We start from the raw sequence: 6,239 nt of genomic DNA on the forward strand, positions 1-6,239 counted from the left end.
ATGGCCAACCAGCTGGTGACCGTGCCCCCCGCCGCGATGCGCGGGATCGACAAGGCGGCGGTGCTGATGCTCTCCCTCGACCCCGACCGTTCGCGCCGCCTCATGGAGAGCCTGGAGTTCGACGACATCCGCACCCTGTCGCAGGCGATGTCGGCGCTCGGCCGGGCCGACCGCCCGACGGTCGAGCGGGTGCTGGGCGAGTTCTGCGAGCGGGTGGGCGCCACCAGCGGGGTGGTCGGCAGCTATGACGCGACCGAGCGGCTGCTCGCCTCGTTCCTGGAGAGCGAGCGGGTCGAGACGATCATGGAGGAGATCCGCGGGCCCGCTGGCCGCACGGTCTGGGAGAAGCTCGCCAACGTCAACGAGGCGGTGCTCGCCTCCTACCTGAAGAACGAATACCCGCAGACCGTGGCCGTGGTGCTCTCCCGGATCGAGGCCGCCCATGCGGCCCGGGTGCTGGCGAACCTGCCGGACGACTTCGCGCTCGAGGTCGTGTCCCGCATGCTGCGCATGGAGGTCGTGCAGAACGAGATCATCGGCGACGTGGAACGCACCCTGCGTGCCGAGTTCATGAGCAATCTCGCCCGCACCAACCGGCGCGACAATCACGAGGTGATGGCGGAGATCTTCAACTTCCTCGACCGGCAGACCGAGAGCCGGCTGATCACCTCCCTCGAGGAGCGCGACAAGGACGCGGCCGACCGGATCAAGGCGCTGATGTTCACTTTCGAGGATCTGGTACGGCTGGACGCGGCCGGGGTCCAGACACTGATCCGCAGCGTCGGCAACGAGCGCATCGCCCTGGCGCTGAAGGGTGCCAGTGAACAGCTGAAGGACCTGATCCTCGGCAACATGTCCGAGCGGGCCGGGAAGATCCTTAAGGACGACATGGCCGCGATGGGCCCGGTTCGGCTCAAGGACGTGGAGGAAGCACAGCAGTTCCTGGTCAACACCGCCAAGGAGCTGGCAGCCACGGGCGAGATCTATGTCGCCGACGACAAGAACGACCAGCTGGTCTACTGAGATGCGAAACGTGGCACCGGGTTCCATTGCGGTCGATGCCAGCCTCTTCCCGGCCAGTGTCCGGATGACGCGTTTCGTCTTCCCTGAGCTGTCCTGGCCGGCGTCGCCCACCGAGGCTGCGGAACCCGAACACGCCCGCCCCGTCGCAGTAGAGCCCAGCTTCAGCGAAGCGGAGCTGGCGCGGGCGATGGGCTGGGCCGCCATTCAGGCCGATGCCGCTGCCAAGTGTACCATGGCGACCAGCGGTGAGGCGGCACTGCTGCGCACGGCAGAGCGGCTGGCCGAACAGCTGGCCGAACTGCAGGTGGCCAGGCGTGCCGTGGCCGATGCGGCCGCTCGTCAGGCCACTGCCTTGTTCGCGATCCTGGCACGTACCTGCCTCGACCAGCTCTGCGGCAAGGCCACGGCCGAAGTCATGGCCGATGCGGTGACCCGGACCCTGGCGGAGCTGCCGGCCGATCAGGGTATGGTCGTGATGGTGGCGCCGGAACTCGTGGCGCCGGTGGCGGCCCTGCTGACAGCCGGCGACCCCGGCTCCGGCAGCTGCGAGGTACGCGGCCAGGTCGGCATGACCCCGGGCGATGTCGCGATGTCCTGGCCATCCGGTTGGTCGGAATGGTCGTTCGAGCAGCTGCGCCGGCAATTTCTCACGGCCCTCGAGGCCATGCCCGTCCCGGCGGACGATCCTGCCCTGCCAATCCCGGCCGAGGCCGGCCCATAGATCCAGCGCTACCCATCAGGCCAGCGCTACCCATCAGGAGTGAGCCAGCATGACCTCCCGGACCCTGCCTCTCGACAGTTTCGAACCGACCCAGGAGGAGCCCGGCGCCGAGCCTCGGCCAGGCATCGTTTCGCCAGCACCGCTGGGCGCGGTCTATGACATCCCGGTGCAGCTCTCGGCGGTGCTGGGCAAGGCATCGATGCCGCTCAACCAGCTCCTGCGCCTGGGCCGCGGCGCCGTGGTCGAGCTCGACCGCAAGGTGGGCGAGCCGATCGACATCTTCGTCAACAACCGGCTGGTGGCGCGTGGCGAGGTGATCGTCGTGGAGGACCGGCTGGGCGTCACCATGACCGAGATCATCAAGGGCGAGCACTAGCTCCGCGGCCCTGGGGGAGATCCAGCGATGCGTCTACTGATCATCGGCAAGAGCCTGCCCGAGGTGACCCTGGCGGCCGAGATGGCCGCCAGGCGCGGCGCCAGCGTCCGCCAACAGGACGATCTGCCGAGCGCACTGGTAAGCCTGTGCGAAGGTCAGGGCGCCGATCTCCTGCTGCTGGACGTCGGCAGCGACATCGCCGACGCGCTGCGCCGGCTCGCCGCCGAACGCATCCATCTGCCCGTGATCGCCTATGGCGTGCATACCGATCCCCGCCAGGCCGCCCAGGCGATCCGCGCCGGTGCCCGCGAGTTCCTGCCCCTGCCGCCGGATCCAGACCTGATCGCGGCGATCCTGGAGGAGACCTCCCAGGAGCAGTCGGACTTCGTCGCCGAGGATCCCAGGATGCTGGAGGTGCTGGAGCTGGCGCGCCGCTTCGCCCCCACCGACGCCAGCGTGCTGATCACGGGCGAGAGCGGCACCGGCAAGGAGGTGATGGCACGGCTCATCCATCGCCACAGCAAGCGTGCCGCCGGCCCGTTCATCTCGGTCAACTGCGCGGCGATCCCTGAGAACCTCCTGGAATCCGAGCTGTTCGGGCATGAGAAGGGAGCGTTCACCGGTGCGATTGCGCGGCGGATCGGCAAGTTCGAGGAGGCCAGCGGCGGCACGCTGCTCCTGGACGAGATCAGCGAGATGGAGCCGCGCCTGCAGGCGAAGCTGCTGCGCGCCATCCAGGAGCGCGAGATCGACCGGCTGGGCGGCTCACGACCGGTCAAGGTCGACATCCGTCTGATCGGCACCAGCAACCGCGACATGGAACAGAGCGTGCGCAGCGGGCAGTTCCGCGAGGATCTCTACTTCCGCCTGAACGTGCTGCGCCTACAGCTGCCGAGCCTGCGCGAGCGGCCGGGTGACGTGGCGCCGCTCGCGCGCTGGCTGCAACGCAAGCACGCCCGCGCCAACCAGCTGCCCGACCGGCCGCTCAGCACGGCGGCACTGGCAGCACTCGGTCGCTGTCGCTGGCTGGGCAATGTCCGCGAGCTCGACAACTGCATGCACCGCGCCGTCCTGCTGGCGTCCGGTCCGGAGATCGGGCCCGAGGCGATCCTGTTCCAGCCGGACCGGCTGCACCAGGCAGAGCCGGACGAGTCTGCGGCCGAGGCCCCGGCCGCTGCCGCCGGCGGACTGGGTGCAGCATCGGGCGAGGTGCGGGTCGGCCGCACTTTGGCCGTCGTGGAGCGCGACCTGATCCTCGACACCCTGCAGCATGCCCGGGGCAACCGGACCCACGCCGCCGTGCTGCTCGGGATCTCGATCCGCACCCTGCGCAACAAGCTGAAGCAATATGCGCAGGAGGGCGTACGTCTGCCCTGCCTCGATGGAGCCGCCTCGTGAGGACGGTCGCACTCGGCGGCATCGGCCGCGAGCTTTGGGGTGGCCTGCGCCGCTCGGGCGGCAGCAGCGAGGTGCTGCTGGCCGCCGGCATCCTCATCATCCTGGCAGTCCTGGTGGTGCCGCTGCCGCCCATGCTGCTCGATCTGCTGCTTGCCTGCTCGGTCAGCCTGTCGGTGCTGATCCTGGTGACCGCGCTGTTCATCGAGCGGCCGCTCGACTTCAACTCCTTCCCGACCGTGCTGCTGATCGCGACCATGCTGCGCCTGGCGCTCAACCTCGCCAGCACCCGCCTGATCCTGTCCAGCGGCCACGAGGGCAGTGCCGCTGCCGGCCACATCATCGAGGCGTTCGGCCACTTCCTGATGCAGGGCAACTTCGTGATCGGGGTGATCGTGTTCGCCATCCTGGTGATCGTGAACTTCGTGGTGATCACCAAGGGCTCGGGCCGCATCGCCGAGGTCGCTGCCCGCTTCTCGCTGGACGCGATGCCGGGCAAGCAGATGGCCATCGACGCGGATCTCTCGGCCGGCCTGATCGACGAGCAGACCGCCAAGCGCCGGCGCAAGGAGCTGGAAGAGGAAAGCTCCTTCTTCGGTGCGATGGACGGTGCCGCCAAGTTCGTGCGCGGCGATGCGGTGGCGGGTCTGCTGATCACCGCGATCAATCTCGTGGGCGGGCTGGTGATCGGGGTGGCCCAGATGGGCATGGGGGTGGCCGATGCCGCCCACACCTTCACGCTGCTCACCATCGGCGACGGCCTGGTCTCCCAGGTGCCGGCACTGATCATCTCGGTGGCGGCCGGCCTGCTCGTGACCAAGGCCGGCGTGGAGGGACGCACCGATGCCGCCCTGCTCCGCCAGCTGGGGGCCTATCCCCGTGCGCTCGGCCTGACCGCCGTGATCAGCCTGATCCTGGCGGTGCTGCCGGGCCTGCCGACCCTGGTGTTCCTGACGATCGCCGCCGGCAGCGGTTATGCCGCCTGGCATGCGACCAGGCGCGTGGCCACTCCGGTCCCGGCCGAGCCTCAGCCGACACCCGCTGCCAGTGGCGACGAGCCGATCGCGTCGGTGCTGGTCATGGACCCGATCCGGCTCGAGCTGGGCTACGGCCTGCTGGGCCTGATCGGCGAGAATGCCTCGCCGCGCCTGACCGACCAGATCAAGGCGCTGCGCCGCCAGCTCGCGATCGAGCTGGGCTTCGTCCTGCCCTCGGTGCGCATCCAGGACAACATCCAGCTCCCGGCCAACAGCTACACGGTCAAGATCAAGGAGATGGAGGCCGGGCGCGGCGACATCCGGGCCGGCATGCTGCTGGTGATGGACCCGCAGGGCCGGCCGATCGGCCTGCCGGGCGAGCCGACCACCGAGCCCACCTTCGGCCTGCAGGCGACCTGGATCAGCCCGGCACTGCGCGAGGAGGCGAGCTTCCGGGGGCTGACCGTGGTCGACCCGGCCACGGTGGTCACCACCCACCTGACCGAGCTGGTCAAGGACAATCTCGCGGAACTGCTCACCTATGCCGAGACCCAGAAGCTCTTAGGCGACCTGCCGCCGGAGTGGCAGAAGCTGGTGGGCGACCTGGTGCCGGCGCGCATCTCCATGGGCGGCGTGCACCGCGTCCTGCAGGGCCTGCTCGCCGAGCGCGTGTCGATCCGCGACCTGCCGACCGTGCTGGAGGCGATCGGCGAGGCCCTGACCCACTCGCAGAACACCGTGGTGATCGTCGAGCATGTCCGCAGCCGCCTCGCCCGCCAGATCAGCACCATGTTCACCGGCGAGGGCGGCTACATCCCGATCGTCACCCTGTCGGCCGGCTGGGAGCAGGCGCTGGGCGAGGCGCTGGTCGGCAATGGCGAGGAGCGCCAGCTCGCGATCGCGCCCGACCGGCTGCAGCAGTTCGTGCGCTCGGTACGCGAGACCTTCGAAGCGCTGGCGCTGCGCGGCGAGTTGCCGGTGCTGGTGACCACGCCGGCACTCCGGCCCTATGTCCGCTCGCTGATCGAGCGCTTTCGGCCCAGCACCGGCGTGCTGTCGCAGAACGAGATCCATCCCAAGGCCCGCATCAAGACCATGGGGCAGGTGTGACCATGCTACTCCGCGTATTCCATGCCCCGTCCGCCTCGGAGGCGATCGCGCGGGTCGCCGCCGAACTGGGCGAGCAGGCGGTGATCATCGCCACCCGCGAGGACCGCACCGGCGTCAGCGTGACCGCCGCGGCGCCCGATTCCGGCCTCGACCTGGACAAGCTGCTCCGGACCGACCTGCCGGAACCCGACACCGCGCGGATCCAGGACGGGCTGCGCTGGCACGAGACCGCCCCCGATCTGGTCCAGCGGCTCCTGGCCGCGGTGCGCGCCGAGCGCTGGCAGGACCCGGTGCAGGCGCTGGGCCAGGCGCTTCAGGCGGTGCTGCCGTTCGGCGAGCTCACCGCGTCCAATGGCGTCCTGATGGTGGTGGGCCCGAACGGGGCCGGCAAGTCGGTGACCGTGGCCAAGCTCGCGACCGCTTTGGTGCTGGCGGACCGCCGCCCGCGCGTCCTGTCGGCGGACGGGGCCAAGGCCGGTGGCCTTGCCCAGCTGGCCGACCTCCTGCGTCCTCTGCAGATCCAGCCCTCCGGCCTGGATCCCCGGGCATTCGTCACCGGCGAGGGCGAGGGGCCGCTGCTGGTGGACAGCCAGGGCGTGAACCCGTTCCAGTCCCAGGAGATGATGCGGCTGGCCGA

5 protein-coding genes and 1 pseudogene are annotated in these 6,239 nt (G+C 69.6%); all 6 read left to right on the forward strand.

Annotation, left to right across the window (positions count from 1 at the left end):
* Positions 1 to 1,023, forward strand: coding sequence for a flagellar motor switch protein FliG (gene fliG, locus VNS22_RS24650; protein WP_325737240.1), 1,023 nt, complete (start codon positions 1 to 3; stop codon positions 1,021 to 1,023).
* Between the two features lie 64 nt (positions 1,024 to 1,087).
* Positions 1,088 to 1,744 carry a hypothetical protein gene (locus tag VNS22_RS24655; protein WP_325737242.1) on the forward strand — a complete coding sequence of 219 codons (657 nt, stop codon included), beginning with the start codon at positions 1,088 to 1,090 and terminating at the stop codon, positions 1,742 to 1,744.
* A 49-nt stretch (positions 1,745 to 1,793) separates the two neighbouring features.
* Entirely contained in the window at positions 1,794 to 2,120 is a 327-nt protein-coding gene (gene fliN / locus VNS22_RS24660) for a flagellar motor switch protein FliN (protein ID WP_325737244.1), read from the forward strand.
* A gap of 27 nt (positions 2,121 to 2,147) precedes the next feature.
* Positions 2,148 to 3,518: a sigma-54 dependent transcriptional regulator gene (locus tag VNS22_RS24665; protein ID WP_325737246.1), complete on the forward strand. Its 1,371-nt coding sequence runs from the start codon at positions 2,148 to 2,150 to the stop codon at positions 3,516 to 3,518.
* Positions 3,515 to 5,602, forward strand: a complete 2,088-nt coding sequence (gene flhA / locus VNS22_RS24670) for a flagellar biosynthesis protein FlhA (protein WP_325737248.1) — start codon at positions 3,515 to 3,517, stop codon at positions 5,600 to 5,602. Before VNS22_RS24665 ends, flhA begins: the two co-directional genes overlap by 4 nt.
* Before the next feature lie 2 nt (positions 5,603 to 5,604).
* A pseudogene (locus tag VNS22_RS24675) lies at positions 5,605 to 6,239 on the forward strand (hypothetical protein); the annotation flags it as partial.

It is taken from the genome of Geminicoccus sp., assembly GCF_035556675.1.
GTDB lineage: Bacteria > Pseudomonadota > Alphaproteobacteria > Geminicoccales > Geminicoccaceae > Geminicoccus.